The organism is Kocuria sp. KKT182 (assembly GCF_055635395.1).
Window position 1 is genome coordinate 1,004,300 of sequence record NZ_CM145757.1, and the last position, 26,004, is coordinate 1,030,303.

A 26,004-nucleotide genomic window follows, 5' to 3' on the forward strand; every position below is an offset into this window, starting at 1 on the left:
ACCAACCGGGCCGGACGGGGCGGGACGGGCGGGACGGGGCGGATGCGGCGGCGCTCAGGCCGGGACGAGGGAGCGGAAGTACAGCGCGGTGTCGACGTCGTCGAGCACCGGGACGCCCCGGCCCTCCAGGTCGGCCAGCGTCCAGGCGACCCGGAGCACCCGCTGGTGCCCTCGGGCGGTCAGCGAGCCTCGGTCCATGGCCCGCTCCAGCGGGGCGGTGACCGGGCGCGGGGGACGCAGGGCACCGTGCAGGAGGCTGCCCCCGAGCTCGGCGTTCGTGCGCAGCCCCAGGCCGCGCAGACGCTCCGCCTGGGCCGCCCGCGCCCGGGCGACGCGCACGGCGACCTCCGCCGTGCTCTCCCCCTGTCCCGCCCCGGCGGCGAGCTCGCCGTAGGAGACCTTCGGCACCGCGATCTGCAGGTCCACCCGGTCCAGCAGCGGACCGCTCAGCTTGCCGAAGTAGTTGCGGCGCATCCGTGGGGTGCACGTGCAGTCGGCGCCCCGGCCCCCGGCCTGCCCGCACGGGCAGGGGTTCGCCGCGAGGACCAGCTGGAAGCGGGCCGGATAGACCGCCGAGGCCGTGGACCGGTCGATCACGACCCGGCCGTTCTCGAGGGGCTGGCGCAGCGCGTCGACGACCCCACGGTCGAACTCGGGGGCCTCGTCGAGGAAGAGGACGCCGCGGTGCGCCCGGGAGGCGGCACCGGGGCGCGGGATCCCGGACCCGCCCCCGAACAGGGCGGCCGCCGAGGCGGTGTGGTGCGGCGCCTCGAAGGGAGGGCGCCGGATCAGGGCGGTGCACCGCCCGGCGGCCCCGTTGAGCGAGTGGACGGCCGTCACCTCCATCGCGGCGTCGTCCTCGAGGTCCGGCAGCAGGCCCGGGAGCCGCTCGGCGAGCATCGTCTTGCCGGATCCTGGCGGGCCCACCATGAGCAGGTGGTGCCCGCCGGCGGCGGCGATCTCCAGGGCCAGGCGCCCGTCGGTCTGCCCGGCGACGTCGGCGAGATCCGGTGCGGCGCGGGGTGCGGGGTGGGTCCCCACGCCGTCCGTCCCGGGCAGGCCCGGCGCTGCCCCGCCCGGGACGGACCCGGCAGGTGCCGGCCGGCACAGACCGGCGGGATCGGCCCCGGCGCCGGCGAGCACGTCGGCGAGGCAGCTGAAGCCCTCCACCCGTGCGCCGGGGACCAGCCCCGCCTCCGCCGCGTTGGCCGCCGGGACGACGATCCGCTCGTGCCCGGCGCGCACGGCGGCCATGACCGCCGGCAGGATGCCGCGCACCGGCCGCAGCGCCCCGTCCAGGCCCAGTTCGGCCAGGAAGACGGTCCGTCCGGTTGCGGGCACGTCACCGGCGGCCTGCAGGGCGCTCATCACGATGGCGAGGTCGAAGAGGGATCCCCGCTTGGGCAGCGTCGCGGGGGTCAGGTTGACCGTGAGCTTGCGCGGGCTCAGGGGCATCCCGCTGTTGCGCGCCGCCGCCCGCAGCCGTTCCCTCGCCTCGTTGAGCGCGGCGTCCGGCAGCCCCACGATGGAGAAGGCGGGCAGGGTCTGCCCGATGTCCGCCTCGACCTCCACCATCGACCCGTCGAGCCCGACCAGGGCCACCGCCCAGGTGCGTGCGAAGCCCATCAGCGCACCCCGGTGGCGGGCGCGACGGGGTCCCGGGGGCGGCGCCCGGGGACGGGGAACGGAAGGGGACGACGACGGTGCATGGGAACCTCCTCGTTCCCAGACTGTGCCGTGCCGGCGGAGCGCGGCGGTGTCGCCCGCCCGACGGTGGAGAAGTCCGCCGGCTCAGGCCAGTTCGGCCCCGCTGGGGAGCGAGGGTGACGGCCCGGGCGTCGCGGCCGGTGACGGAGCGCCCGTGGAGGCCGTGGGGGTGGGTGTCGCCGTGGGGGACGGAGCGGGCGACGGAGCGGTGGTCGAGGCCGACGGCGCGGGCGTCGGCGTGGACTCCGGGCGCGGGGGCCAGTTCCAGCGCCTGGAGGTGCTCGGCGAGGGCGAGGCCGAGGCGCCGGCGGTGGCCCCGGGGGTGGCGACCTCGCCCCTGGCGGGGTTCTCGGCGGGAGGCATGGTCTCCTCCGGCGGTGGCGCGACCGGGGGAACGGGCGTCGGCGTGGGCTCCGGCGTCGGCTCCGCGGGAGGCATGACGGGAGGGACGACGGGAGGGATCACCGGGTCCACCGGCTGCTGGGGGTTCGCCGGTTCCACCGGCGGCTGCGGCGCCGCCGGCTCGGGCTCGGGCTCGGGGGCCGGTGCGGGTTCGGCCGGCACCGGCGCGGCAGGCACGCGAGGCGGCTGCGCGGCGGGACGGGCGGGTTCGGGTGCCGCCGGTGCCGGCGCCGGTTCCGCCTCGATCCGCTCCCGGGGCGCCGGCTTCGGCACCCCGGCCCGGTACTGGCGCTGCTCGGGCCCGTGCCCGACCGGGGCGGGGTCCTGTGACCGGTCGTTGGGGTACGGGGACAGCTCGATGTCGTCGAAGGTCTTCGGCAGCTTCTCGAAGTCGCCGACCATGAGCTCCCGGCCCGTGGCGCCGACCGGCACGGCGCCGGTGTACTGGGCGATCAGCTCGTGCGTGCGGGCGTCGAGCCGGGCGCCCTCCTGCGGGTCGAGGGGGGAGCCGTCGGCGCCCCAGAAGCCGCCCTCCCCGGAGCGGTTGGGGTCCCAGTCCGAGAGGACCTCGGCGACCGGCTCGAACGGGAACTGCCCGCCCTCGTGGCTGATCACCTTGAGGTCGTCGATCTGGACGGTGCGGGTGCCCTCGGTGTTGTCGATGTGCAGCTCCACGTAGACCACCGGCTCCACGCTCAAGTCCCGCCGCAGCTGCTCGACGTCGTCGTCGGGGGCCGGCACGGTGGGCAGGTCGAAGGTGATGACCGCGCCCTCGTCGGTGGTGAGGGCGTACGGGCCCGGGCTGAGACCGCTGGGCGCGGTGGTCACGGTGCCCGGCTGCGCGATCGCGTCGGGCTCCGGGGCCTTCAGCACGCCGCACCCGGTGGCGGTCAGCGCGACAGCCGCCGCGAGAGCCGCAGCGCGTCGTGGAGCGGCGAGCGGTCCCGCAGCGACCACAGCACACCTCCGTCGTTACTCCCGGTCATCGACGGTTCAACATTGGCACGTCGCACGAGGCATGTCACGCGGGCCCGGGCGCGCCGCGTCTCATTGGATCTGCCGCAGGACCTCGATCTCCGGCCCTCCGCCGTGTGCGAAAGTAATTGCAACGGCATCGACCCTGACCACCCGGGGGTCGCGGTCGTGGGCCCGCGCCCAGGCGGCCGCCAGGCGGTGCAGACGGACGATCTTCTGCCGCGTAATGGACTCGAACGGATGCCCGTACCGCAGGCTCGAGCGGGTCTTCACCTCGACGACGACCACCCAGCCCTCGTGCTCCGCGACGAGGTCGGCCTCCCCCCGCAGTCCGTCCCGGGAGGGCCGTGCGCGCCAGTTGCGCTCCAGGACGCGGTACCCCCGCGCCTCGAGGTGGGCGGCCGCCAGCTGCTCGCCGCGCGCGCCCAGTCCCTCGGACACGGGACACCTCCCTGCTCGGCGGCGCCGTCCCGGCGGCGGCCGGTCGGGTGCCCTCATCGTGCGCCGCGCCGGTCCCCCGCCGAGGGGCCCCAGGGGCCGTGTGCAGGGCGGATCAGGGGGCCGCGGGCCCCTCCGGCACGGGCCCGGCGGCGCCCGGCACCGCGAAAGGGTCCGCGTGGGCGAGCTCCTCCACGTTGACGTCCTTGAAGCTCATGACGTGCACGTGCTTCACGAAGCGGGCGGAGCGGTAGACGTCCCACACCCAGGCGTCCTTGAGCTCCACGTCGAAGTACAGCCCGTTCTTCGTCTCGACCGGCTCGACCCGGACCGAGTTGGCCAGGTAGAAGCGGCGGTCCGTCTCCACCACGAACTGGAAGAGCCCGGCGACGTCCCGGTACTCGCGGTACAGCTGCAGCTCGAGGTCCGTCTCGAAGTTCTCGAGTTCTTCGGCGCTCATGTCGTCCCGTCTCCGCTCGTGCTCGGCGCGGCCGCGGGCGGCGCCTGCGTGAGCCGCCAGCTGAGCCGGTGGTGCGGCGTGGTCCCGTGCTCCTCGAGGGCGCGGCGGTGCCGGACGGCGCCGTAGCCCTTGTTGCTGTCCCAACCGTACTGCGGCCAGCCCGCGGAGAGCTCGCCCATGACCCGGTCCCGCTCGACCTTCGCGAGCACGCTGGCGGCGGCGACGGACGCGCACGTCAGGTCGGCCTTGACGCGGGTCACGACCTGTCCGTCCCACCCGTGCACCGGGAGGCCGTCCGCCGCGGGCGGGGGGTCTCCGAAGAGCGTCCCGGCGCCGGGCTCCGAGAGCCAGTCGTGCGCGCCGTCGAGGAGCACGACGTCGGGCGGCGTCCCCCGCCGCGCCGCGGCCGCGATCGCCCGGTGTCCGGCCAGGCGCAGCGCGGCCGTCAGCCCGAGTCCGTCGATCTCCTGCGGCGAGGCGTGGCCGACGCCGGCGGCCGCGCACCAGGCGAGGATGCGGGGGACGAGCGCCTCTCGCCGTGCAGGGGTGAGCAGCTTGCTGTCCAGCAGCCCGGGGACCCCGCGCCCGGTCCCGGGTCGCAGGACGACCAGCCCGGCGGTGACGGGTCCGGCGAGGGCCCCGCGGCCCACCTCGTCCATCCCGCCGACGAGCCGCCCGTCCGGCTCCTGCAGGGACCGCTCGACGACGAGCCCCGGGGCCCCGCCCCGGGGCGGCGCCGCGCGCCGGCCCGGCCGGGGCTCAGGAGCCACCGGCGGACCGGTCGGCGACGTCGGCGAAGACCTCGTCCGGGTTCTGCAGCAGCTGGAACCGGTCCAGCGGCCAGGCGATGACGAACGCGGTCCCGACGACGTCGTCGTGGCTGATGAACGCGCCGTTGTCCGCGATCTCGGCCAGGTGCACCCGGGCGTCGGCGGACGCGTCCCGGTGGTCGCCCAGCACGAAGTAGTGGTTCTCGGGGACCTCGACCTCGAACTCGAGCTCCGAGGGCGCGGACCCGGGGTGGAGGTACGCGTCCTGCTCCTCGAGGGCCTCCCCGTTGACGGTGACCCGCCCCGAGGCGTCGCAGCACGCCACGGTGTCGCCCCCGACCCCGATGACGCGCTTGATGAGGTGCTGGTCGGTGCGGTCGGGCAGCACGCCGACGAAGGCCAGGGCGTCGTAGACGGCGTCGGTCGGCCCGCCCCCGCTGTCGGGCTGGGCCGGCAGCCAGCCCTTGGCGTCCTCGAAGACCACGATGTCCCCGCGCTCGAGCGGGCCGAAGGTGGGCTCGAGCACGTTGACGAAGATGCGGTCGTTGAGCTGGAGGGTGTTCTCCATCGAGCCGGAGGGGATGTAGAACCCCCGCACCAGCAGGGTCTTCACGACGAACGCGATGAGCACGGCCCAGACCAGCACGAGGAGGATCTCCCGCGCCGAGCCCCAGAAGGTGTCGGGGCGCTTCTTGCGGGAGCGCCGGTCGGAGGAGCGCCGGCCCGCGCGGCGCGACGACGCCTGGTCCGGCCCGTCCTCGGCGCCGTCGAGGGGTGCGCTGGCGCGCTCCGCGTCGGCGGTGGGCGCTGCCGGGACGGGAACGGCGGCGTCACCGTGGACGCCGTGGTTCTCCTGGGGCACGCCGTCGCCGGCGGGCTGGGTCCTGTCGGCCACTGCTCTCGTCCTTCCTGGGCGGACGCCTGTGGGCGTCCGGATCCGGATCCGTGCGGATCGCGTCAGAGCTGCCCGGCCCGGTCCCGGGGCCACAGAACAGCAATGGGTTCTCCGATGACCTTATCCGCTCGGACCAGTCCGCCACCGGGCGCGCCGAGCAGGCTGCGCGAGTCCACCGACACCGACCGGTGGTCGCCCATCAGCCAGAGCCTGCCCTCCGGGACCACCGCGGTGAACTCGACCTCGCTGGGCCGGTCCCCGTCGAGGACGTAGTCCTCGACGATCTCCTCGCCGTCGACCTCGAGGCGGCCGGAGGGACCGCAGCAGGCGACGGTGTCCCCGGGGGTGCCGATGACCCGCTTGAGGTACACGCTGTCCGAGCCGGTGAGCCCGCTCCACCGGCCGAGGGTCTGCAGGACCTGCACGGGCCACGGGTCGTCGCTGTGCAGCGGGGCGAAGCTGCCCCGCCCGTCGAAGACCACGAGGTCGCCCCGTTCGAGAGCGTCCTCGTCGACGAGCTTGCCCACGAGCACCCGGTCCCCCGGTTCGACCGTGGGCTGCATCGAGTCCGACCCGATCCAGTAGACGTCCAGCACGAAGGCGCGCAGCAGACCCGTGACCAGCACGGCCGCCAGGAGGGCGAGGACGACGGAACGCCAGCCCCGAGCACGGGGCTGGCGTTCTCGCCGAACGGCGTGGGACCCGGTGGCGCGGGGGTCCCGTGCGCGGGTTCCGGTGGACACCGAAGCGCGCGCTGTCCTACTTGCCGGACTTGCCGGACTTGACGGCCTTGCCGGACTTCGAGGACTTGGCCGTGGTGTTGTCGCGCTTCTCGCGGATGCGGGCGGCCTTGCCGTGGCGGTCGCGCATGTAGTAGAGCTTCGCGCGGCGGACGTCACCGCGGGTGACGACCTCGATCTTCTCGATGACCGGGGAGTGCACCGGGAAGGTGCGCTCCACGCCCACGCCGAAGGAGACCTTGCGGACGGTGAAGGTCTCGTGCACGCCGGCGCCCTGGCGGCCGAGGACGAAGCCCTTGAAGACCTGGACGCGGGAGCGGCTGCCCTCGACGATGTTGACGTGCACGTTGAGGGTGTCGCCCGGACGGAAGTCGGGGACGTCGCTGCGCAGCGACTTGGCGTCGAGCTGGTCGAGAATGTTCATGGTGACTCTCCTGGTGAACGCCGCAGGTCGCTCACGTGGGTCGGCACGGATCCGTGGTGGCGGGGCGGTGCCCGGTCCGGGTGCGGGATCCGCAAGACGTGGTGACGGGAGCCCTGTTCGGGGTCCCGGGTGTCCGGCTGTTGGTCGCTCATCCCCCTGCGGCAGGGGCGTGCCCAGCAGACACACAGCTGAACATTATGCCACAGGTTCCCCGGAGGCGCCGTCCCCGGCGCGCACCACGTGTCCGCCCGAGACGACCCACCCGGCCTCGGCCAGGACGGCGCGGTCCGCGCGGTCCAGGCCGGCGGGGTCGAGGGACGCGACGAGGTCGGGGCGGCGGGCGGCGGTGCGCTGCAGCTGGCGGTCCCGCCGCCAGCGGGCGATCCGGCCGTGGTGGCCGGAGAGCAGGACCTCGGGGACCGGCCGGTCCCGCCACAGCGCGGGCTTGGTGTAGACGGGGTACTCGAGCAGGCCGTCGGCGTGGGACTCCTCCACGAGGGACTCGGGGTTGCCGAGCACGCCGGGCACGAGGCGCCCGATGGCCTCGACCATGGCGAGCACGGCGACCTCCCCGCCGTTGAGGACGTAGTCGCCGAGGCTCATGGGGCGGACCTCGAAGTGCTCGCGGGACCAGTCGACCACGCGCTCGTCGATGCCCTCGTAGCGCCCGCACGCGAAGACGAGGTGCTCCCGCAGGGCCAGCTCGCGGGCGGTGGCCTGAGTGAAGACCTCACCGGCCGGGGAGGGCACGACCAGCACCGGCCGCTCCCCCGCCGGCGCGGGTCCGCCGCCGAGGACGGCGCCGAGCGCCGCGGCCCACGGCTCCGGCTTCATCACCATGCCGGCCCCGCCGCCGTAGGGGGTGTCGTCCACGGTGCGGTGCCGGTCGGTCGTGAACTCGCGCAGGTCCGTCACGGTCAGCTCGAGGAGGCCCTGCTGCCGGGCCTTGCCGATCAGGGAGAGGTCCAGGGCGGAGAGGTACTCGGGGAAGATGCTGACGACGTCGATGCGCATCAGCGCCCGCCCTCCGTCGCCTCGTCCGCGGGGTCCCCGGTGCCGGGGTTCACGGCGTCGCCGTTCCCGTCGTCGTCGTTCCCCTCGTCGGGCTTCCCGCCGTCGAGGCCGAGCTCGAGCAGCCCCGGCGGAGGGGTCACTACGACGAAGCCCCCCTCGGGGTCGACGACCGGGACGATCTCCTCGACGAAGGGGAGCACGGCCTCGCGCCGCCCCTCGTCGAGCTCGATCTCCAGCAGGTCCTGGACGGGCAGGGTGCGCAGCCCGGTGACCACGCCGATCCGCGGGCCCGACCCGTCCTCGGGGCCGGTGCGCACCTCGAGGTCGACCAGCTCGTGCTCGTACCACTCGTCGGACTCGGGGTCCTCCTCCAGCGCCTCGGCGTAGAGGTGGGCTCCGCGCAGGGTCTCGGCCCCGTTGCGGTCGGGGACCTCCTCGAAGGCCACCACGAGCACGGCCTTGTTCCAGCGCGCCCCGCGCACGGTGACCACGCCCTCGGGGGCGAGGGGGACGGACGGCTCGAGCAGCAGCCGGGCGCCGGGGGCGAAGCGCTCCTCCGGGGCGTCGGTGAACAGCTGCACGGTGACCTCCCCCCGGATGCCGTGGGGCTTGCCGACGCGGGCGACCTGGACCTTCATGGATCTCCTGGGGGTCGGCGGCCGGGTGGCCGCGGGGAGGGGTGCGGTGGCGGGGAAAAGCCGACGGTCCCCGCATCCGGTGCGGATGCGGGGACCGTGCGGGCGGCGGGACCGGACGCCGGGGCGCCCGGTGCGCGCCTCAGCGGGTGCGGTCGGTGTCGACGACGTCGATCCGGACCGGGCCGTCCTCGGCGAGTGCGCCCACGACGGTGCGCAGCGCCTTGGCCGTGCGGCCCTGGCGGCCGATGACCCGCCCGAGGTCGTCCGGGTGCACCCGGACCTCGAGGGTCTCCGACCGGCGCCCGCTCTTGACACGGACGTCGACGTCATCGGGGCTGTCCACGATCCCGCGGACCAGGTGCTCCAACGCGTCGGCGAGCATGACTACTCGGCCTTCTCGGCGTCAGCCGCGGGGGCGTCGTCGGACTCGGCACCGGGGGCGGCCGGCTCGGCCTTCTCGCCCTTGGGGGTGATCGCCTCGGGGACGATCACGGAGCCCTTGTCGGGGGCGACGAACTCGGCCTTGGGCTCGCGCGTCCGGAGGGTGCCCTCGGCGCCCTCCTCGCCCTTGAACCGCTGCCAGTCGCCGGTCACCTTCAGGATGGCGGCGACGGCCTCGGACGGCTGGGCGCCGACGCCGAGCCAGTACTGGGCCCGGTCCGAGACGACCTCGATGTAGGAGGGGTGCTCGGTCGGGTGGTACTTGCCGATCTCCTCGATGACGCGGCCGTCGCGCTTCTTGCGGGAGTCGACGACGACGACGCGGTAACGGGGATCGCGCATCTTGCCCATGCGCTTGAGACGGATCTTAACAGCCACTGGTGTGGACTCTCCTGGTTCTTGGATGAGGTGAACGCCCTGGTCTCGCTCCCGTGGGGCGGGCCGGTCACAGGGGTTCTGTGGACACGAAAAAAGTGCGGCGAGAGGGACCGCACGCATCGAGTACCCGTCCAGTATGCCAGACGCCGTCAAGTCCGGCGTCCGGCGGCGCGCTGCCCGCTCACTGCTCGAGGCGTGCGGCCTCCCGCCACGTGAGGGAGCGTCCGCCCTGGAACACGGCGCGCTGGTAGATCCGCTCCCCGAGGCGCAGCAGCACCCAGGCCGCGGCGAGGGCCAGCGCGAGGGACAGCACGGGCTGCCACCAGGCGACGCCGCCGTCCAGCATCCGGATGGGCATCGCCACCGAGGAGACGACCGGGACGAAGGACGCGGCCGTGAGCCACGCGCCCTCGGCGTAGAGGCCCACGAAGAGGGCTCCGATGAGCACCGTCATGATCGGCCCGGTGCTCGTCTGGAGGTCCTCGGAGCGGGAGGCCAGGGAGCCGAGGACCGCCCAGACGGAGGCCTGCGCGGCGAAGCCCGCCACGAAGAAGGCCACGAACCAGCCGGACGCGGCGAGGATCCAGCCGACGTCCGCGGCGGCGCCCGTGACGTTGACGCCGACGAGGCCGACCGCGGCGTAGAGCCCGATCTGGCCGAACGCGAGCAGGGAGTTGCCGAGCACCTTGCCGTAGAGCAGCTGCCGGACGGGGACGGCGGTGGCCAGGATCTCCACGACCCGGTTCTGCTTCTCCTCGAGCACGGAGTTGGCGATGGCCATGCCGAAGAGGATGGCGGCCAGGTAGAACAGGAACGCGAAGACGAAGCCCACCACGAGCCGTGCGGGGCCGCGGTCCTGTCCGCCGGACAGCAGCTCGGTGCGCACCTCGGCACCCGCGGTCAGCTCCTCGGCGGTCGTCCCGGCGGCCCGGGCGCCGGCCGCCAGCATCTCCGCGGCCACCGCGTCCTCGAGGACCCGCGCGAGGGCGGGGTCGACGTCGTCCTGGCCGACCACCGTCCACCCGTCGAGGTCCCGCAGCAGGGCGGCGTCGGCGGTCCCGTCGGCCACCGCCTCGCGGGCCGCGTCCGGGGAGTGGGCGGAGTGCACGGTGAGGGTGTCCTCGCCGCGCTCGGCCAGCTCCTGCGCGGCCCGCGCCGCGACGGGCGCCGCGTCGGGCGCCGCGGTCGCCAGGACGTGGTCGGCGGCCCGGCCTCCGAACAGGGCGGAGGCGGCGATCGAGGCGGCCACGAGGAGCACCGTGACCACCGTGGAGAGCAGGAAGGACCGGTCCCGCAGCTTGACGGAGATCTCGCGGGACGTGACGATCCACCAGGGACGGGCTGCGGGCGGGCGGGCGCTCATCGGGTGACCTCCCGGTAGACGTCGGACAGGGAGGGCACGATCTCGGCGAACTCCAGGAGCCCGCGGGGCACGGCGGTCTCGAGGACGCGGCGGCGGGCGGCGGCGTCCGCGAGCTCGAGCACCGCGGCGGGTCCGTCGACGTCGACGACGCGCACGCCCGGCAGGTCCCGCACCCAGCCGGCGTCCTGCTCGCAGCGCAGCCGGTGCCGGCGGGGACCGGTGCGGCGCAGGTCCTCGGCCGTGCCGGAGGCCAGGACCCGGCCGCCGGAGAGGACGACCAGGGAGTCGCAGAGCCGGTCGACGAGATCGAGCTGGTGGCTCGAGAAGAGCACGGGCACGCCCTGGGCCGTGTGCTCGCGCAGCAGCTCGACCATGGAGTCCACCGCCACGGGGTCCAGGCCGGAGAACGGCTCGTCCAGCACCAGGGCGGCGGGCCCGTGCAGGAGCGCGGCGGCGACCTGCACCCGCTGCTGGTTGCCGAGGGAGAGGGACTCCAGCCTGTCCTTCCCGCGCTCGGCCAGGCCGAAGCGCTCCAGCAGCCGCCCGGCCTCCGCGAGGGCGTCCCGGCGGTCCATGCCGTGGAGCCGGCCGAGGTAGCCGAGCTGGTCGAGCACCGGCTGCTTGGGGTAGAGCCCCCGCTCCTCGGGCATGTACCCGAAGCGGGCCCGGTCCGCCGCGGTGGCGGGACGTCCGTCCCACAGGACCTCGCCGGCGGAGACGCGCAGCACGCCCATCAGCATCCGCATGGTCGTGGTCTTGCCCGCGCCGTTGGCGCCGACGAAGCCGGTCATCCGGCCGGGCTCGACCCGGAAGGAGACGTCCTCGACCACGGTGCGGCCCCCGAAGGACCGGCTCAGGCCGCGCGCCTCCAGGACGTGCCCCTCGGGGCGGCTCCGGAAGCGGGTCGTGGTCGCGGCGGGGGTGGTGCTGGTGCTCATGGGCCCGGGTCCTCTCGGGGTGCGTCCTCCCGGTGGGTGCCGGGCGGCTCGTGGTCAGCCTACGAACGCGGGGGCCCCGGCGGATCCCCACCCGGGCGGAGTGCGGGTGCCCCGGGGAGCGGGTCGCGGCCGGCTGCCTCCGTCCCGGGGCGGAGCCCGCTCAGCCGACGAGGCCTGCCCGGTGGGCGAAGACGACGGCCTGCACCCGGTCCCGGGAGCCCGTCTTGGCGAGGATGTTGGACACGTGCGTCTTGACGGTGGCGGGCCCGAGGAACAGCCGCTGGGCGATCTCCGCGTTGGACAGCCCGTCCGAGACCAGCAGCAGCACCTCGTGCTCCCGCTCGGTGAGGGACTCGACGACCCGGCGCCGGGCGGGGTCGGACGGCAGGGGGTCGGCCGGCGCGGGAGCGGCTTCGGGGGCGGGTGCCGGGGCGTCCGCGGTCAGGGCCCGGATGACGCGCAGCGTGGCCTCGGGGGCGAGCAGCGCGTGGCCGCCGGCCACGGCGCGCACGGCCTCCACGAGGTCGTCCGGGTCGGCGTTCTTCAGCAGGAACCCGCTGGCCCCGGCGGCGAGCGCGTCGAAGAGGTAGTCCTCGCGGTCGAACGTGGTGACGATCACGACCTTCGCGCACCCGGTCCCGACGATCCGGCGGGTGGCCTCGATGCCGTCCATGACCGGCATCTGCACGTCGAGCAGCGCCACGTCCACGGCCCCGTCGCGGGCGGCGGCGACGGCCTGCGCGCCGTCGGAGGCCTGGGCCACGACCTCGATGTCGTCCTCCACGGACAGGACCATGGCGAAGCCGGAGCGCACGAGGGCGTGGTCGTCGGCGAGCAGGACACGGATCATGCCTCCGATCCTCGCAGAATCCCGTCCGGGGCGCCGGAGGCGGCGCCGGCGGCCGCGTCCGGGGCGTCCTCCCCGGTGCCGCCGGGGGGCAGGGGGCAGCGGGTGCGGACCCGCCAGCCGGGCCGGCCGGAGCGCGGCCCGATCTCCGCCTCGCCGCCGTGCAGGCGGACGCGCTCGCGCAGCCCCTGGAGGCCGAACCCGGTGCCGGCGGTGCCGCGGCGGGGCGAGCCGTCGTCGAGGACCTCGAGCTCGAACCACGGCTGCCCCTCCGGGCCGCGGCCGGTGCGCAGGGTGACGGACGCGGTGCCGGCCGTGGAGTGGCGGATCACGTTGGACAGGGACTCCTGGGCGCACCGGAAGACGGACAGGCCGAGGGCCGGCGGGATCCTGTCCAGGTCACCCGGGACGGCCTCGACGGTGCGGACGTCCACCGCGAGCCCGTTGTCCGCGTGCCGGCGGGCGAGGGCCGCGATGTCGGCGAGGCCGGGGTCCGGCCGGCGCGCGGCGTCGGGGGCGCCTCCGCCGGGGCCCGGGGCGCCCTCCTCGCCCTCGGCGCGGAGCACGCCGAGCAGCTGGCGCATCTCCCCCACGGCGGTCCGACTGGACGCCTCGATCGTGCGCAGGGCGGTGGTGGCGGCGGCGGGGTCACGGTCCAGGACCTTGCGCGCCGCCCCCGCCTGGATGCCGATGACGGACACGTGGTGGGCGACGACGTCGTGCAGCTCCCTGGCGATGCGCAGCCGTTCGTCGACGACGGCGCGGCGGGCGATCTCGGCGGACTGGTCCCGGATCCGCTGCGCCTGGGCCGCGAGGCGGTGCTGCTGCAGCGCGGCCCGCCAGGACGCGCGCCCGGCCAGCACCGCCCCCCCGAAGTACACGGCGTTCACGATCAGGGTGTACACCGCGTAGGACGGCAGCTGGGGCAGCGGCCCGTCGACCTCGCCCAGACCGGAGAGGAAGTCCGCGTAGGCGTTGGTGATGGTGAAGGCGCCGAGCAGCCACAACCCCATGGTGCCCACGACCACCGACATGGCGACCCACAGGGCCTGGCGGTCGCGCGACCAGGCGACGGCGGCGTAGAGGGCCGCGAAGTAGGCGCCCTGGAAGGGCAGCGTCATGGCGGCCGTGGGGCTCGCGTACGTCAGCCCCAGGAACAGCGCGGAGGACGCGACCACGACCGGCAGCGGGAAGCGGCGGCGCACGGCGAGGGGCACCACGATGAGCACGGTGCTGAGGTAGAAGCGCCAGGGCTCGTCCCCCTCGGCGAGCCCCGCGTAGCTGTGCAGCAGCACGGAGGCGAGGAGGGTGACGAGCAGGAAGCCCAGGGCGGCCAGCACGTCGTTCCGCCGCTGGGCCGCCGTGGGCGCGGGCCGGGACCAGAACGGGTCCTCGGGGTCGTTCAGCCAGGCGGTGACGCGCACCGCGAGCGGAGCGCGCCGGACGGGGGCCGGGTCCGGTCCCGCGTCCGGGTCGGTGTCCGGGTCGGTGGTGGGTCGGGTGTGCACGCCCCCACGGTAGCCCGCGGCGGCGGCGCGGGACTTCCGCCCCGCGGGGGATCCTGTGGGGGCGCTCTCAGCCGCGGTGCAGGCCGAAGAAGCGGCGCAGGCGTGCTCGCGAGCCGGGGGCTGCGGAGGGCTCGGAGAGCTGGGCGGCGGGCCCGGGGGCCGCGGGCCGCTCCTCGTTCCGCCGGCGGCGCGCGCCGCGCAGGGCGGCGTAGTAGGCGCTCTCCGCGGCGGCGTCCGCGAGCAGCGCCGCGGAGAGGGTGCCGAGCACGCGCGCCCCGGCCCCGCCGCGCCGGGCCGCGCCGGCGAGCCCCACCCCGAGGGCCGTCTCGGTGCCGGCGACGGCCAGCAGCAGCTCCGGGCGGCGGACGAGGGCCCGCTGGTACCGCGCGAACAGCCCGTCGCCGGTGGGCTCGGTGGTCATCCCCCGCAGCAGGGCCGAGCCCACGCCCGTGGGCTCGTAGTGCTCGGCGCCCTCGGTGGCCGTGAGCTCCCGGTGGCCCTCGACGACCTTGGCGGCGAGCACGGGCAGGCCCAGCAGCTGCAGGACGGACTCCAGGACCAGGTCGGTGGACTCCCCCAGCACGTAGTTGCGCAGCCGGTTGGTCTCGGCCGGGTCCAGGTCGAAGACGGAGGCCACGGACTCGATCTGCAGGTCCGAGGTGCCGCCGGAGCACAGCCGGACGAGGTCGCGCTCGAACCGGGCGGCCGGCGTCTGCTCGGCCTCGACGGACACGCCGCCCGCGGGGAGCCAGTCGGGGCCCCACTCGAGGGCGCACACGGCGTCGGCCGCATCGAGGTCGGTGACGGACGCCGGGTCCTCCCCCGCGAGCAGGACCTCGAAGGAGCGGGTGGCCCCGTCCGAGGACAGCGCCACGGCGGTCTCGGCGAGACCGGTGCGCACGGCCCAGAAGTCGACCTCGGCGTCGAAGACCACCACGGACCAGCCGTGCCGGGACACGGCGGTGAAGCCGGTGCCGGACAGGGCCGCCAGCACGGGCAGCTCGGGGGCGTCCAGGTGCACGAGCAGCACCCGGCGAAGCCCCGGGTGCTCGGGCTGGAGCTGCTGGCCGGTCATCCGCACGAAGGTCTCGGAGAGCTCGTCGAGGGTGCAGCCGGGCTGCACGGAGCCGTCCTCGGCCCCCTGCGCCAGCCGGCCCTCGGCGTCGGCGAGGAACATCAGCTGCGTGGCCCGGGGGCCCTCGGCGTAGGCGCTGATCAGGCGGTGGTGGGCGATGACCTTGCGCATCCCCTCGCAGGTGGGGCGCGGCCCGGGTCCTTCGGACGCGGTGTCCTCCGTCGCGCACAGCACCGTGGCCGGGACCAGGTCCCACGCGGAGGTGGGGGATGCGATGTCGTCGGCGGGGAGTGAGGTCATGGCGTCCATGCTACGCCGTCGCCGGGGCCGGGCCGGGGGTCCGGGGCGTGCGCCCGGTGGCCCCGGGGCGCTCAGCGGGGCCCGTCGACGAGCTCGGCCGTGGTGCCGTCCTCGAGGGCGGCCAGGCCCGCCCGCAGGCGGCGGGCCAGTCCGGGCCGCAGGTACCGGTCCAGGTCCTCCGGCGCCGTCCAGCGGTGGCTGAGCAGCTCCTCCTCCTGGATCGTGATGGGCGTGTCGGCGCCGATGACGCCGCCGTCGTAGACGAAGGAGACCGAGTCCCCCCACAGGCCCATCGCCACGCCGTGGTGGACGACGAGCAGCCGGCCCTCGGGCAGGTGCAGGCCGACCTCCTCGACGACCTCGCGGAAGCACCCGGTGCGGGGGTCCTCCCCCGCCTCGACGGTGCCTCCGGGCACGGTCCAGTCGGACTTGTAGTTGGGCTCCACGAGGAGCACGCGGCCCTCGGGGTCCCGGATGAGGGCCTCCGCGGCGAGGCGGCGGGTGGGCAGCGAGTCGACGAACTGCTTCAGCTCGGTCTCGGACAGGTAGGAGCTCACGGCGCGATCACTGCCCCAGGAACTTCTCGAAGCCCTTGGGCAGGTTCAGGTCCGCGGGGTCCGGCTGCCCCGGTGCCGCGCCGAACGCCGATCCGGCGGGTGCCTTCTGCTTGCGCTGCTGCTCGAGGGCCGCGTTCTCCTGCGCCCGCTTGGCGGGGTTGCCGGAGCGGGACCCGCCCTTCTTCGCGGCGCCCTTGCCCTTGCCCTTCTTCGGGCCGCCGCCCGCACCGGGCATGCCGGGGATGCCGGCGGGCATGCCGGGCACGCCCTTGCCCTGGGCCAGGCGCTTCATCATCTTCTGCGCCTGGGCGAAGCGCTCCATGAGCTGGTTCACCTCGGAGACGGTGACGCCCGAGCCCTTCGCGATGCGGGCGCGGCGTGAGCCGTTGATGATCTTGGGCGCGACCCGCTCGTGCGGGGTCATGGACCGGACGATGGCCTCGACGCGGTCGATCTCGCGCTCGTCGAAGTTCTCGAGCTGCTCGCGCATGCCGGCGGCGCCCGGCATCATCATGAGCATCTTCTTCATCGACCCCATCTTGCGCAGCTGCTGCATCTGCGCGAGGAAGTCCTCGAAGGTGAAGTCCTCCTGGTCGGTGAACTTCCGGGCCATCTTCTCGGCCTCGTCGCGGTCCCACTGCTTCTCGGCCTGCTCGATCAGCGTGAGGACGTCGCCCATGTCGAGGATGCGGGACGCCATGCGGTCCGGGTGGAACTGCTCGAAGTCGTCGACGTTCTCCCCGGTGGAGGCGAACATGATGGGCTTGCCGGTCACGGAGGCCACGGACAGCGCGGCGCCGCCGCGGGCGTCGCCGTCGAGCTTGGACAGGACCACGCCGGTGAAGTCGACGCCCTCGTTGAAGGCCTGGGCCGTGTTCACGGCGTCCTGGCCGATCATGGCGTCGATGACGAAGAGCACCTCGTCGGGCCGGACGGCGTCGCGGATGTCGCGGGCCTGGTCCATGAGGGCCTCGTCGATGCCGAGGCGGCCGGCGGTGTCCACGATGACCACGTCGTGCAGCCGCGCGCGGGCCTGGGCCACGCCGTCCCGGGCGACCTGCACGGGGTCGCCCGTGGGGTCGTCGAACTCCGAGGTGGTGCCCGGGTGCGGGGCGAAGACCGGCACGCCGGCGCGCTCGCCCACGACCTTGAGCTGGGTGACCGCGTTGGGCCGCTGGAGGTCGGAGGCCACGAGCAGGGGGCGGTGGCCCTGGCCCTTGAGCCACTTGCCGAGCTTGCCGGCCAGGGTGGTCTTGCCGGCGCCCTGGAGGCCGGCGAGCATGATGATCGTGGGCCCGGTCTTGGCCATCCGGATCCGGCGGGTCTGGCCGCCGAGGATGTTCTGCAGCTCCTCGTTGACGATCTTCACGACCTGCTGGCCGGGGTTCAGCGCCTCGGAGACCTCGAGCCCGAGGGCGCGCTCCTTGACCGCGGCGGTGAACTCCCGCACGACCGGCACGGCGACGTCGGCGTCGAGCAGGGCGCGGCGGATCTCCCGCACGGTGGCGTCGACGTCCGCCTCGGTCAGGCGTCCCTTGCCTTTGAGGTTCTTGAAGGTGGCGGTCAACCGGTCGGACAGTGAATTGAACACGGGTCGAAAGCTGCTTTCGTCGAGGGAGGCGGCCGGTGCCCCGCGGTCTGCGCCGCGGGCCGCGGCCCGGCCCGGTGTGGCGGGTCAGTGTCCAAGGTTAGCAACTCCGGGCGGCGCGGGGCCCGCCCCGTCGCCGTGCGGGGACGACGACGGCCGGCCCCCTCCCGGTGGAGGGGGCCGGCCGTCGGGACGGGTGGGGTCAGAGCGCCGTCTCGTCGCGCTCGCCGGTGCGCACGCGCACGGCCTGGTGCACGTCGGTGACCCACACCTTCCCGTCACCGGCGCGGCCGGTGTTCGCGGAGGAGACGATGACGTCGACGATGTCCGTGGCCTGGTGGTTGTCCACGAGGATCTCGACCCGGACCTTCTCGAGCAGGTCCACCGTGTACTCCGCGCCGCGGTAGACCTCGGTGTGCCCGCGCTGCTGCCCGTAGCCGTGCACGTTCTGGACCGTCATGCCCTGGACGCCGTAGGACTCGAGGGCGGACTTGATGTCCTTGAACTTCTCGGGGCGCACGATCGCGGTGACGAGTTTCATGGAAGGGATGCCTTTCGTGAGGAGGGAATGCGCCGGCGGTCGCCGCACGGCTCAGCTGTGCACCGGCTCGGAGCGGCCGGGCTCGAAGGACGAGGCGTCCTCGCCCGCGGCGTGCCGGCCGGGGCTGAAGGAGCCCGTGGCGTCCCCGGCCAGGGCGTAGCCGGACTCGGCGTGCTGGGTGATGTCGATGCCGTCGATCTCGTCCCGCTCCGTGATCCGGAAGCCGATGGTCTTGTCGATCGCGATGGCGATGACGAAGGTGAGCACGGCGCAGTACAGGACAGAGACCAGCACCGCGACGACCTGGGTGAGCAGCAGGCCGAAGCCGCCGCCGTAGAACAGGCCCGCGGTGCCCTCGGAGGGCAGCGCCACGAAGCCCAGGGCCACGGTGCCGACGATGCCGGAGACGAGGTGCACGCCGATGACGTCCAGGGAGTCGTCCATGCGCAGCCGGTACTTCAGGCCCACGGCGAGGGCGGAGCAGATGCCGGCCACGAAGCCGATCACGATCGCCCAGACCGGGGAGACGTTGGCGCAGGCCGGAGTGATGGCCACGAGCCCGGCCACGGCGCCGGAGGCGGCGCCCAGGGAGGTGGCGTGCTTGTCGCGGATGCGCTCGGTGAGCAGCCAGCCCAGCATGGCCGCGGAGGGGGCCACGAGGGTGTTGATCCAGATGAGGCCGGCCTGCTCGGCGGTGCCCGCGGCACCGGCGTTGAAGCCGAACCAGCCGAACCACAGGATCGCGGCGCCGAGCATCACGAGCGGCAGGTTGTGGGGGCGCTGGCTCGGGTCCTTGCCGAAGCCCTGGCGGGCGCCGACGATCATGATGAGGATCAGCGCGGCCACGCCGGCGTTGATGTGCACCACGAGGCCGCCGGCGAAGTCGATGGCCTCGCCGATCGCGGAGCCCACGGCGCCGTCCTCGGTGAGCAGCCCGCCGCCCCAGACCATGTAGGCCAGGGGGGCGTAGACGAGCGTGGCCCAGACGGGCACGAACACGGCCCAGGCGCCGAAGCGGGCCCGGTCTGCGATCGCCCCGGAGATCAGGGCGACGGTGATGATGGCGAAGGTCCCGCCGTAGGCGGCGCCGAGGAGGTCCTCGGTGCCCATGATGTCGGCCAGGGCGAAGGACGGCACGGGGCTGCCCGTGAGTCCGCCCAGCAGCGGGTCCCCGCCGCTCATGGAGTAGCCCCACAGGACCCACACCACGGAGACGAACGCGATGGAGATGAAGCTCATCATCATCATGTTCAGGACGCCCTTGGCGCGGGTCATCCCTCCGTAGAACAGGGCCAGTCCGGGGGTCATGAAGAAGACCAGGGCTGCCGCCACGATCGTCCACACGTGTCCAGCGGTGATTTCCACGATGTGCACCTCTCTCTGAAGCTTGTCAGGTCACCGGTGCCACTGGCCCGTTCCCCGAGGGGCCGTCCGGTGCTCACCGTTCACTGTCGAGTCTCCGAGAGAGATGTTTCGCCTGCCGCCGCGCGGGGTTGCGGACATGTTTCACGCCCGCCGCAATGGTTACGAGCACGTGAACTGCGGCGGGCGTGTGGGGGAAAAGGGGGACGGATCAGTCGAGCAGGGCGTCCACGAAGCTCTCGGGCTCGAAGGGCGCGAGGTCGTCGGGTCCCTCGCCGAGGCCGATGAGCTTGACCGGCACCCCGAGGCTCTTCTGGATGGCGACCACGATGCCGCCCTTGGCGGTGCCGTCCAGCTTGGTGAGGACGATGCCGGTGACGTCGACCACCTCGGCGAAGACCCGCGCCTGGGTCATGCCGTTCTGCCCGGTGGTCGCGTCGATGACGAGCAGCACCTCGTCGACGGCGGCGGCCTTCTCCACGACCCGCTTGATCTTCCCGAGCTGGTCCATCAGCCCCGCCTTGTTCTGGAGCCGGCCGGCGGTGTCGATCATCACGACGTCCACCTCGTGCTCGATGCCGGCGGTCACGGCGTCGTAGGCCACCGAGGCGGGGTCGGCGCCCTCGACGTGCGAGCGCACGGTGGGCACGCCCACGCGGGCGCCCCAAGTGGAGAGCTGGTCGGCGGCCGCGGCGCGGAAGGTGTCCGCGGCGCCGAGCACCACGTCCTTCTCCTCGGCGACGAGCACGCGCGCGAGCTTGCCCACGGTGGTGGTCTTGCCCACGCCGTTGACGCCCACCACGAGGACGACGGCGGGGACCGGCCCCTTTCGCTCCACGGCCAGGGACCGGTCCATCGACGGGTCGACCAGTGCGAGGAGCTCCTCCCGGAGCATGGCCTTCACGTGGGCGGGGTCGTTGGTGCCCTCGACCTTGACCCGGCGCTGGAGGGCCTCGACGAGGGCCATGGACGAGTCGGTGCCGAGGTCGGCGAGGAGCAGCGTCTCCTCGATCTCGTCCCACACGTCCTGGTCGATGCGGTCGCGCGAGAGCAGGGCCAGCAGGCCCTTGCCGAAGACGTTGTTGGACCTGGCCAGCCGCCCGCGCAGCCGCGCCATCCGGGACGCGGCGGACTCGGGGCGGTCGAGGGCCGGCCGGGTGTCGGCGGGCGGGACCGGAGCGGTGCCGGGCTCCAGGTCCCCGGGGGCCGCGACGGGGCCGCCCTCGAGGTCGTCGGGGTCCCGGGTGGAGGGGTAGCCGCCGCGGGGCGCCTTGGGCCCCCGCAGCAGGACCAGCCCGAGCAGACCGAGGACCACGACGGCGATGAGCACGTATGCGAGAACGGGTATCGAATCCACGTCGCCCAGCTTCTCACACCGCCCGGTCTCCGGGCCGGGGGCCGCGGGGCCGGGTAGCCGCCCGGGGTCCTAGACTCGACGGGTGCCTGTCCAGCCCGCCGCCGCCGCGCCCGAGCGCGACCGCGTTCCCCAGCAGATCACGGTGCTCATCGCCGCCGCCTTCGTCATCGCGATCGGCTACGGCATCGTGGCCCCGGTGCTCCCCCAGTTCGCCACGACCTTCGGGGTCGGGGTGGCCGCGGCCTCGGCCGTGGTCAGCGTCTTCGCCGTGGCCCGCCTCCTCTTCGCGCCGGCGGGCGGGCGGATCCTCAACCGGATCGGCGAGCGCCCGACCTATGTGACCGGCGTGCTCATCGTCGCGCTGTCCTCCGCGGCCACCGCCTTCGCCCAGACCTACTGGCAGCTGCTGCTGTTCCGGGGCCTCGGCGGGATCGGCTCGGTGATGTTCACGATCTCGGCGATGGGGCTGATCGTGCGGCTGGCGCCGCCGCGGATGCGCGGGCGCGTCTCGGGCTACTACGCCTCTGCGTTCCTGGTGGGCGGGGTGCTCGGCCCCGTGGTCGGCGGCCTGCTCGCCGGCTTCGGCATGCAGGCGCCGTTCCTGATCTACGCGGTGTCGCTGCTGGTGGCCGTGGCCGTGGTGCACTTCCGGCTCAAGGACGAGGTGCTCGGCGGCGGCGCGGACCGCCGGAACCAGCCGGTGATGACCGTGGCCGAGGCGCGCCGGGTGGGGGCCTACCGCTCCGCCCTGGTCTCCAGCTTCGCCAACGGGTGGACCGCCCACGGGATCCGGGTGGCCCTCGTGCCGCTGTTCGCGGTGGCCGTGCTGGGGGCCGGCCCGGCCGTGGCCGGCCTGGCCCTGGCGGTCTACGCCGCGGGCAACGCGATGACCCTGCCGGTCACCGGCCGGCTCACGGACCGGTTCGGGCGCAGGCCGCTCGTGCTCTCGGGCCTGGTGCTCAACGGGGTCGCGACCATGGGGCTGGGCCTGGTCCAGGACGTCCCGTGGTTCGTGGTCCTCTCGCTCGTGGCCGGGATGGGCTCCGGGACCCTGAACCCGGGCCAGCAGGCGACCGTGGCCGACGTCATCGGACCGGACCGGGCCGGCGGACCGGTGCTGGCCCGGTTCCAGATGAGCGCCGACGCCGGGCAGATCCTCGGCCCCGTGGTGGCCGGTGCGCTGGCGGACGCCGCGGGCTTCGGCTGGGCCTTCGGGGTCTCCGGGGCGATCATGCTGCTGGCCGCCGGGGCGTGGCTGCCGGTGCGGGACACGATGGAGCGGCCCGAGACCCCGCCCGTGCGCGGCGCCGGGCAGTAGCGCCCCGGACACGAGCACGGCGGGCTCAGCGCAGTTCGGCGAGCCGCTGCCCGATCACGGTGGTCACGCCGTCCCCGCGCATCGCGACCCCGTAGAGGGCGTCGGCGATCTCCATGGTCCGCTTCTGGTGGGTGATGATGATCAGCTGCGAGGTCTCCTGCAGCTGGCGGAAGATGCTCAGCAGCCGCCCGAGGTTGCGGTCGTCGAGGGCCGCCTCGACCTCGTCCATGACGTAGAAGGGCGAGGGGCGGGCCTTGAAGATCGCCACGAGCAGCGCGATCGCCGTCAGCGACCGCTCCCCGCCGGAGAGCAGGGACAGCCGCTTGATCTTCTTGCCGGCCGGGCGCGCCTCCACGTCGATCCCGGTGCTGAGCATGTCTGTGGGGTCGGTGAGGCGCAGCCGGCCCTCCCCGCCCGGGAACAGGGTGGCGAAGACGCCCTCGAACTCCCGGGCGGTGTCGGCGTAGGCCTCCGCGAAGACGCGCTCCACGTGCTCGTCGACGTCGCGGATGATGCTGCGCAGGTCCTGCCGCGAGCGCTTGAGGTCCTCGAGCTGCTCGGCCAGGAAGCGGTGGCGCTCCTCGAGGGCGGCGAACTCCTCCAGCGCCAGCGGGTTCACCCGCCCCAGGGAGGCGAGCTCCTTCTCGGCCCGGCGCAGCCGCGCCTCCTGCTGGGCGCGCACGTAGGGGGCGCCTCCCGCGGCCTCGGCCGGGTCGCCGGACGCGACGCCGAACAGGGCGTCCTGGCCGTCCTGGGCCGCAGCCGGCGCGGTGCCCGCCCGCCCGTTGCCCTCCGGCGCCCCGGGGCCGCTGTCGGCGCCGGGGTCGAGGTCGGGGTCGGGGATCAGCAAGTGCGGCCCGTAGTGCTCCACGAGCGCGTCCGGGGTGAGCCCCAGCTCCTCGAGGGAGCGGTCCTCCAGGGCCTGGATCCGGGCGCGCTGCTGGGTGCGGGCCAGCTCGTCCCGGTGCACGGAGTCGGTGAGCCCGGCGAGCCGCGCGGCGAGCCGGTCGTTGGCGGCGCGCAGGTCCGTCAGCTCCGCGTCCAGCCCGGCGCGGACGGCCTCGGCCCGGTCCCGCTCCGCGGCGGCGACCGCCGCGGACGCCGCCACGAGCTCGAGCAGCTGCTCGGCGCCGGCGAGCACCGCCTCGGCGTTGCGGGCCTGGATCCGGCGGCGCCGGGCCCGCCGCTCCGCCTCCTCCCGCGCCCGGCGCTCGGCGGCGGCGGCCCGCTCCTGGGACGCGGCCCGGTTGCCGAGGGCCCGGGCCTGCTCCTCGAGGGAGCGCAGGGCGAGCCGGGCCTCCGTCTCCGCGGTGCGGGCCGTCGTGGCGGCCCGGTGCAGCTCGTCGCGGCGGGCGGCGGCCTCGAGCTGGACGGTCTCGGTGTCCTCCTCGCCGTGCTCCTCGGCGGCCCCGAGCCGCTCGGCGGCCTCGCGCAGCCGCTCCTGCTCCCGGGCCAGGTGCTCCCGCGCGGCCGCGACCTGCTCGTCGTAGCGCCGGGTCTCCGCCTCGGCCGAGTCCAGCACGGCCCGGACCCGGGAGAGCTCGGACGCGGCCCGGTCCGCCGTGCGCTCGGCGGCGCGCAGCAGCCCCGCGGTCTCCTCGGCGGCCCGGCGGGCGGTGTCCCGCGCCGCGGCCGCCGCGCCGGAGGCGGCCCGCGCCCGGTCGAGGGCCGCGCCCAGCTCGGCCCGCTCCGCCTCGGCGGCCTCGGCCGCGGCGCGGGTCTCGAGCGTGCCGGCCGCCTCCGCGGCGCCGCCCCAGGCGCTGCTGCCCGTGAACACGTCGCCGCCCCGGGTGACGGCCGTCAGCTCGGGCCGGTCGGCCACGATCCGGGCGGCCGTGGCGGCGTCCTCCGTGAGCACGGTCGCGGCCAGCAGGGCCCGGACGGCGGCCGCTCCGCGCCGCGCGTCGTCGTCGCCCGGGCCGGCGCCCTCGCCGTCCCGCAGCACCGCGGCGGCGGGCCGGACCCCGGGACGGTCGGGGAGCGCCGGGGCGGGGCCGGACCGTTCCGGGGCGCCGGCGGCCACCAGCAGGTGCACCCGGCCCACGCCGTCGGCGCGCAGGGACTCGAAGACGGAGACGGCCGCGCCGTGGGAGCGCACGGCGAGGGCCTCGGCGAAGGGGCCCATGGCGGCGGTGACCGCCCGCTCCCAGCCGGGCTCGACGTCGACGAGGTCGACGACGGCGCCGAGCACGGCGTCGGCGTGCCCGTCGAGGACCGCCGCGGAGCCGTCGGGCTGGCGCAGGGCGGCGCGCAGGGTCTCGGCGCGGGCGCGCTGGGCGTCGTGGGCGCGCAGCAGCTCCTGGGCCGCGGCCTCGGCCTCCCGAGCGGCGGCGCGGGCGCCGGCGGCGGCCTCGGCGTCCTGCTCGTGGCGGGCGCGGGCCCGTTCGGCGGCGCCGGCGGCGTCCTGGGCCGCGAGCGCCAGGCTGTCCGCCTCGGCGCCGGCCTGCACCCGGCGCCGCCCGGCGTCCGCGTGGGTGGTGTGCAGGCGGGAGAGCTCGTTCTCGGCCGCCTCGACCCGGGAGCGGGCCGCCGCGACCGCGCCGGTGAGCCGGGCCGTGCCCTCCCGGCGGTCGGCGGCCGCCCGGAGCAGACCGGTGACCACGCCGTCCTGGTCGCGCGCCGCGGCCTCCGCGTCCTCGCGCTCCTGGATGGCCTCGGCGAGGGCGTCGACGGCGTCCTCGACCTGCTCGAGGAGCTGGTGCTGCTCCTCGCGGGTGCGGGCCGCCTGGGCGTCGAGCCGGTCCGGGTCCCGCCCCGGGTCCGCGGGCTCGGCCGCGGACCCGAGCAGCCGGCGCCGCTCGGCGGCGAGCGAGGCGAGGGACCGGTAGCGCTCCTGCACGGCGGTGAGCTGGTACCACGTGTCCCGCGCGGTGTTCAGGGCGGGGGTCGCCTCGGCGGCGCGCGCCTCGACGTCGGCCTGCCGGGCGCGGCCGGTGTCGAGGGCCTGCTCGGCCTCGGCGCGCTCGGCGCGCAGCCGGCGCTCGGCGTCCTCGTCGACGGCGAGGCTCGTGCGGGCCTGCACGAGGTCGTCGGCCAGCAGCCGGGCGCGGGCGTCGCGGACGTCGTGCTGGATCCGCTGGGCACGCCGGGCCGTCCTGGCCTGCCGGCCCAGCGGGGTGAGCTGGCGGCGGATCTCGGCGGTGAGGTCCTCGAGCCGGTCGAGGTTGGCCTGCATCGCCTCGAGCTTGCGCAGCGTCCGCTCCTTGCGGCGCCGGTGCTTGAGGACCCCGGACGCCTCCTCGACGAAGCCGCGGCGCTCCTCCGGGGTGGCGTGCAGGATGCGGTCGAGCTGGCCCTGGCCCACGATGACGTGCATCTCCCGGCCGAGCCCGGAGTCGGAGAGCAGCTCCTGGATGTCGAGCAGCCGGCACGGCCGGCCGTTGATCGCGTACTCGGAGCCCCCCGAGCGGAAGAGCGTGCGCGAGATCGTGACCTCGGAGTACTCGATGGGCAGGGCGCCGTCGGCGTTGTCGATGGTCAGCGACACGTGGGCCCGGCCGAGCGGGGCCCGGCCGGCGGTGCCGGCGAAGATGACGTCCTCCATCTTCCCGCCGCGCAGGGACTTCGCGCCCTGCTCCCCCATGACCCACGCCAGGGCGTCCACCACGTTGGACTTGCCCGAGCCGTTGGGGCCGACGACGGCGGTGACCCCGGGCTCGAACTCGAAGGTGGTGGCCGAGGCGAAGGACTTGAACCCCCGCACGGTCAGGGTCTTCAGGTGCACGGGTGTCCGGTCTCCTGGGGTGGGCGTGGCGGGCAGGGGGTCGCCACCACTGTACTCGCGCGCCCCGACGGCCCCGCGGCCGCCGGCCGGGCGCCGCGCACCGGAGGGAGCGCCGGCCCGCCCGGAGCGGGCGCGGGCGGAGACGAGGAGCGGGGACGAGGAGCGGAGAAGATGATCAGCCTACAGAGAAACGGCCGGGCCCCGGCCGGCGCCGCGGAACCGGCCGGTAGACTGACCGCGACCA

24 protein-coding genes are annotated in these 26,004 nt (G+C 75.0%); 1 reads left to right on the forward strand and 23 read right to left on the reverse strand.

The features are described 5' to 3' along the window. Positions 1–54 precede the first annotated feature (54 nt). The 22 genes from ACZ2G1_RS04590 to ftsY form a co-directional block, all read right to left on the reverse strand. On the reverse strand, positions 55–1,626 hold the full coding sequence (locus ACZ2G1_RS04590; protein WP_470377528.1) for a YifB family Mg chelatase-like AAA ATPase: 1,572 nt from the start codon (positions 1,624–1,626) through the stop codon (positions 55–57). A 165-nt stretch (positions 1,627–1,791) separates the two neighbouring features. Further along, a complete protein-coding gene (locus ACZ2G1_RS04595; protein ID WP_109244284.1) occupies positions 1,792–2,982 on the reverse strand; it encodes a hypothetical protein in 1,191 nt (396 codons plus the stop codon). Positions 2,983–3,156: 174 nt separating this feature from the next. After that, the gene (locus tag ACZ2G1_RS04600) at positions 3,157–3,525 is read right to left on the reverse strand and encodes a YraN family protein (RefSeq protein WP_035929827.1); all 369 of its coding nucleotides are present in this window, start codon (positions 3,523–3,525) and stop codon (positions 3,157–3,159) included. 112 nt (positions 3,526–3,637) lie between these two features. Then, a complete protein-coding gene (locus ACZ2G1_RS04605; RefSeq protein WP_017833750.1) occupies positions 3,638–3,982 on the reverse strand; it encodes a DUF2469 domain-containing protein in 345 nt (114 codons plus the stop codon). Continuing rightward, entirely contained in the window at positions 3,979–4,752 is a 774-nt protein-coding gene (locus ACZ2G1_RS04610; protein ID WP_470377529.1) for a ribonuclease HII, read from the reverse strand. The genes ACZ2G1_RS04605 and ACZ2G1_RS04610 overlap by 4 nt, the downstream gene beginning before the upstream one ends. Then, complete coding sequence (lepB, locus tag ACZ2G1_RS04615) at positions 4,742–5,647, reverse strand: signal peptidase I (RefSeq protein ID WP_017833752.1); 906 nt, start codon at positions 5,645–5,647, stop codon at positions 4,742–4,744. The genes ACZ2G1_RS04610 and lepB (ACZ2G1_RS04615) overlap by 11 nt, the downstream gene beginning before the upstream one ends. A gap of 62 nt (positions 5,648–5,709) precedes the next feature. Beyond that, on the reverse strand, positions 5,710–6,390 hold the full coding sequence (gene lepB, locus ACZ2G1_RS04620; protein WP_017833753.1) for a signal peptidase I: 681 nt from the start codon (positions 6,388–6,390) through the stop codon (positions 5,710–5,712). 16 nt (positions 6,391–6,406) lie between these two features. Further along, positions 6,407–6,811 carry a 50S ribosomal protein L19 gene (rplS, locus tag ACZ2G1_RS04625; protein WP_017833754.1) on the reverse strand — a complete coding sequence of 135 codons (405 nt, stop codon included), beginning with the start codon at positions 6,809–6,811 and terminating at the stop codon, positions 6,407–6,409. Positions 6,812–7,006: 195 nt separating this feature from the next. After that, complete coding sequence (gene trmD, locus ACZ2G1_RS04630; RefSeq protein WP_017833755.1) at positions 7,007–7,825, reverse strand: tRNA (guanosine(37)-N1)-methyltransferase TrmD; 819 nt, start codon at positions 7,823–7,825, stop codon at positions 7,007–7,009. After that, positions 7,825–8,463 carry a ribosome maturation factor RimM gene (gene rimM, locus ACZ2G1_RS04635; protein ID WP_470377530.1) on the reverse strand — a complete coding sequence of 213 codons (639 nt, stop codon included), beginning with the start codon at positions 8,461–8,463 and terminating at the stop codon, positions 7,825–7,827. The genes trmD and rimM overlap by 1 nt, the downstream gene beginning before the upstream one ends. A 139-nt stretch (positions 8,464–8,602) precedes the next feature. Beyond that, on the reverse strand, positions 8,603–8,845 hold the full coding sequence (locus ACZ2G1_RS04640; protein ID WP_017833757.1) for an RNA-binding protein: 243 nt from the start codon (positions 8,843–8,845) through the stop codon (positions 8,603–8,605). A gap of 2 nt (positions 8,846–8,847) precedes the next feature. Further along, positions 8,848–9,282 (reverse strand): 30S ribosomal protein S16, encoded by a 435-nt coding sequence (gene rpsP / locus ACZ2G1_RS04645; RefSeq protein ID WP_031283142.1) that lies wholly within the window; start codon positions 9,280–9,282, stop codon positions 8,848–8,850. Between the two features lie 181 nt (positions 9,283–9,463). Continuing rightward, the gene (locus ACZ2G1_RS04650; protein WP_017833759.1) at positions 9,464–10,645 is read right to left on the reverse strand and encodes an ABC transporter permease; all 1,182 of its coding nucleotides are present in this window, start codon (positions 10,643–10,645) and stop codon (positions 9,464–9,466) included. Next, a complete protein-coding gene (locus ACZ2G1_RS04655; RefSeq protein ID WP_017833760.1) occupies positions 10,642–11,583 on the reverse strand; it encodes an ABC transporter ATP-binding protein in 942 nt (313 codons plus the stop codon). The genes ACZ2G1_RS04650 and ACZ2G1_RS04655 overlap by 4 nt, the downstream gene beginning before the upstream one ends. Positions 11,584–11,743: 160 nt before the next feature. Further along, positions 11,744–12,433, reverse strand: coding sequence for a response regulator (locus ACZ2G1_RS04660; protein ID WP_176337505.1), 690 nt, complete (start codon positions 12,431–12,433; stop codon positions 11,744–11,746). Next, a complete protein-coding gene (locus tag ACZ2G1_RS04665; protein WP_284563622.1) occupies positions 12,430–13,938 on the reverse strand; it encodes a sensor histidine kinase in 1,509 nt (502 codons plus the stop codon). The genes ACZ2G1_RS04660 and ACZ2G1_RS04665 overlap by 4 nt, the downstream gene beginning before the upstream one ends. Before the next feature lie 67 nt (positions 13,939–14,005). Then, positions 14,006–15,313, reverse strand: a complete 1,308-nt coding sequence (locus ACZ2G1_RS04670; protein ID WP_052133100.1) for a hypothetical protein — start codon at positions 15,311–15,313, stop codon at positions 14,006–14,008. 71 nt (positions 15,314–15,384) lie between these two features. Next, positions 15,385–15,870 carry an NUDIX domain-containing protein gene (locus tag ACZ2G1_RS04675; RefSeq protein ID WP_017833764.1) on the reverse strand — a complete coding sequence of 162 codons (486 nt, stop codon included), beginning with the start codon at positions 15,868–15,870 and terminating at the stop codon, positions 15,385–15,387. A gap of 7 nt (positions 15,871–15,877) precedes the next feature. Continuing rightward, positions 15,878–17,461: a signal recognition particle protein gene (gene ffh, locus ACZ2G1_RS04680; RefSeq protein WP_017833765.1), complete on the reverse strand. Its 1,584-nt coding sequence runs from the start codon at positions 17,459–17,461 to the stop codon at positions 15,878–15,880. Between the two features lie 199 nt (positions 17,462–17,660). Further along, positions 17,661–17,999, reverse strand: coding sequence for a P-II family nitrogen regulator (locus tag ACZ2G1_RS04685; RefSeq protein ID WP_017833766.1), 339 nt, complete (start codon positions 17,997–17,999; stop codon positions 17,661–17,663). Between the two features lie 51 nt (positions 18,000–18,050). Next, a complete protein-coding gene (locus tag ACZ2G1_RS04690; protein WP_081615781.1) occupies positions 18,051–19,364 on the reverse strand; it encodes an ammonium transporter in 1,314 nt (437 codons plus the stop codon). A gap of 208 nt (positions 19,365–19,572) precedes the next feature. Continuing rightward, positions 19,573–20,718 carry a signal recognition particle-docking protein FtsY gene (gene ftsY / locus ACZ2G1_RS04695; RefSeq protein ID WP_052133099.1) on the reverse strand — a complete coding sequence of 382 codons (1,146 nt, stop codon included), beginning with the start codon at positions 20,716–20,718 and terminating at the stop codon, positions 19,573–19,575. Positions 20,719–20,800: 82 nt separating this feature from the next. Between ftsY and ACZ2G1_RS04700 the strand changes: the two genes are divergently transcribed. After that, positions 20,801–22,036 carry an MFS transporter gene (locus ACZ2G1_RS04700; protein ID WP_470377531.1) on the forward strand — a complete coding sequence of 412 codons (1,236 nt, stop codon included), beginning with the start codon at positions 20,801–20,803 and terminating at the stop codon, positions 22,034–22,036. Between the two features lie 25 nt (positions 22,037–22,061). Here the strand turns inward: ACZ2G1_RS04700 and smc are convergent, their stop codons facing one another. Then, positions 22,062–25,760 carry a chromosome segregation protein SMC gene (gene smc, locus ACZ2G1_RS04705; RefSeq protein WP_470377532.1) on the reverse strand — a complete coding sequence of 1,233 codons (3,699 nt, stop codon included), beginning with the start codon at positions 25,758–25,760 and terminating at the stop codon, positions 22,062–22,064. Between the last annotated feature and the right edge of the window lie 244 nt (positions 25,761–26,004).